Source organism: Shewanella sp. 0m-8 (assembly GCF_052977265.1).
Genome location: NZ_JBRIMB010000100.1, coordinates 1 through 2,259, shown reverse-complemented (window position 1 = coordinate 2,259; position 2,259 = coordinate 1). Strand labels below are relative to the sequence as shown.

Here is a 2,259-nt window from a genome sequence, read left to right as displayed (position 1 = left end):
AGTGCTTAATACTGTTTACAGCGGTTGCACCTGTTACATTCGTTGCAGTGCTAGCCGCTAGCTGTTGAGGGTATTTGATATGTTAATTAGTACGATGGATAGACTGGCACAGCAACACTTGGTGATCATCAATTTATTGATGTTTCAAGCCGTCTGGTGGTTATCTATCCTATATCAAAACTCGGCTTTATGGTTAACCACAGGCCTGTTATTAGTCCACTTTGCTCTATCTCAAAGGGGACGCAAAGACTTAACCTTAATGATTAAAGTAGCATCATTGGGCTTTGCGATCGACTTAGGTTTGAAATGGGCTGGGGTGTTTCAATTTCAGCAGTTTCCTTTTTGGTTATTTGTTCTTTGGTGTCATTTTGCCCTATCACTTCGTTATAGCTTAGCCTTTACCCAAAAACTCGCCTGGTATGTTAATGCAATACTTGGTGGTGTGTTTGGGTGCTTAAGTTACTTAGCGGGAGAGCGCTTTGAAGCGGTCAACTTGCCACTGGAGTTATTCTCCAGCGCATTGATCCTATTTGCCATCTGGATCGTAATATTCCCTATGTTTGTTAACGTTACCAAAGCGCCGCAATAACTCTATTCAAGTCGTTTGGGGATAGGCTGCGCTATCGTAATTTAATAGGAATTGCGTCATGGCTATTGAAAAGTTATATCTCACACTCGCTTCGTCATTGCTTCTTGCTGCAGTCAGTTATGCTACTGAAGCTAAAACCCCGCAGTTGATTGCGTCAAATCATTCAGCGGCTAATGTTTCTTCTCAAGCGATTATCGCGCCAGTTACTGATAACCCATCATTTAAAGAGGTCGGCAGAGGCGAAATGGATTGGTGGTGGTTTTCACTTTATCGTGCCAAGTTACTCACCTTAGATGGCGATTACACTCAGGGCGAGTATCCGCTGATCCTCGATATCGAATATTACCAAGAGATCCCAAGTGCTCGCTTGGTAGAAGCAACTCAAGATCAGTGGCAGCATTTAGGGGTGGACCCACAGCGCCAGCAACAATGGCTATCTGCAATTGATGCCATATGGCCTGATGTGAATGAAGGTGACAGGCTAACCTTAAAAATACTCACACCTGAACATAGTCAGTTTTATTTTAATGGCAAACCTTTGGCTCAGCCTCTGCCAGTAGGTTTTAGTGAAGACTTTCTTGCTATTTGGTTGTCAGAGTCGACGAGTCGTCCAGAGTTGAGAAAGCAGTTACTTGGAGAGTTGGCATGCGATTGTTAAGCGGATTTATTAATAAGAGGGAAAGCGGCATTAGCCTGTTGCAAGCGCTGCTGTTGGTGACTTACTTCGCATTGCTTAGCGGCTGTTCAAGTAGTGACATTAATGATTACCAAGGCACTACACCTAGGCTTGATTTGAAGACGTTTTTTGATGGTGAGTTAGTTGCTCATGGCACGGTTCAAGACTTTAGCGGCAAAGTCACCCGACGCTTCAGTGTAAAAATGTTGGCGAGTTGGCAAGGCGATAAAGGGGAGATTAAAGAGTGGTTTATTTACGATGATGGAGAAAAACAGCTGCGAATTTGGAATATTACCGATTTAGGCGAGGGTAAATACACAGGTACGGCGAATGATATTTTAGGAGCGGCGCAAGGGCAAGCTGTGGGAATGGCGCTGCAGTGGCAATATGAAATGTTGCTGCCTGTTGATGGCAGTGAATATCAGGTGAGTTTCGACGATTGGATGTTTCTGATTGACGACAACACCATTATTAATCGCAGTGATATAAACAAGTTCGGAGTGACGGTGGCAGAGGTAACGCTAGTAATATCTAAACTTAATTGAATGATTTAATAATTGCAGCTTAGTTGCAGCTGTAGTACTCGTTCTAATTCTAGTACGGGATTGAATATAGCTTGAGTTTACTCTACTTTAGTTGAAAGGATTTTATGATTATAAAGTAGGGATAAATGATGAAAATGCTTCTTAGTGTGTGTCTGTTTGCGCTGTGTGGTTGTGGCTCAAATGCCAGTTATAGTGTATCAGCAAGCTCAAGTGATGATGTGATGTCAGCGAGACAAGCGCCAATCATGTCAGACAATACACCAATAATAAATGATGAATTAGTTAAAGAAACAGAGCAGAAAGAGAACAGCAAAAAACAAGATAAGTAGTGCTGCCATCAAGTCTGAAAATATAGCTTGAGTGGGCTGAATTGAGGGTGTAACAGATTCTGTGTAACTGCAGTTTTAGTTAATATGTTTCACAAGTCTGTCTTCAAACTCAATAATAAA

4 protein-coding genes are annotated in these 2,259 nt (G+C 42.2%); all 4 read left to right on the top strand.

The features are described 5' to 3' along the window. The first annotated feature begins 79 nt into the window (after window positions 1-79). Window positions 80-589, top strand: a complete 510-nt coding sequence (locus tag ACVBIO_RS21515) for a DUF2878 domain-containing protein (RefSeq protein ID WP_447160322.1) — start codon at window positions 80-82, stop codon at window positions 587-589. A 58-nt stretch (window positions 590-647) separates the two neighbouring features. Beyond that, window positions 648-1,247 carry a chalcone isomerase family protein gene (locus tag ACVBIO_RS21510; RefSeq protein WP_447160323.1) on the top strand — a complete coding sequence of 200 codons (600 nt, stop codon included), beginning with the start codon at window positions 648-650 and terminating at the stop codon, window positions 1,245-1,247. Beyond that, window positions 1,235-1,810, top strand: a complete 576-nt coding sequence (locus tag ACVBIO_RS21505; RefSeq protein WP_447160324.1) for a DUF3833 domain-containing protein — start codon at window positions 1,235-1,237, stop codon at window positions 1,808-1,810. Before ACVBIO_RS21510 ends, ACVBIO_RS21505 begins: the two co-directional genes overlap by 13 nt. Before the next feature lie 128 nt (window positions 1,811-1,938). Next, complete coding sequence (locus tag ACVBIO_RS21500; protein WP_447170529.1) at window positions 1,939-2,139, top strand: hypothetical protein; 201 nt, start codon at window positions 1,939-1,941, stop codon at window positions 2,137-2,139. Window positions 2,140-2,259: the final 120 nt, after the last annotated feature.

Bases quoted from the DNA above. Each gene is read 5' to 3' on its own strand.
- ACVBIO_RS21510 (WP_447160323.1), top strand. From the start codon at position 648: ATGGCTATTGAAAAGTTATATCTCACACTCGCTTCGTCATTGCTTCTT.
- ACVBIO_RS21515 (WP_447160322.1), top strand. From the start codon at position 80: ATGTTAATTAGTACGATGGATAGACTGGCACAGCAACACTTGGTGATC.
- ACVBIO_RS21500 (WP_447170529.1), top strand. From the start codon at position 1,939: ATGAAAATGCTTCTTAGTGTGTGTCTGTTTGCGCTGTGTGGTTGTGGC.
- ACVBIO_RS21505 (WP_447160324.1), top strand. From the start codon at position 1,235: ATGCGATTGTTAAGCGGATTTATTAATAAGAGGGAAAGCGGCATTAGC.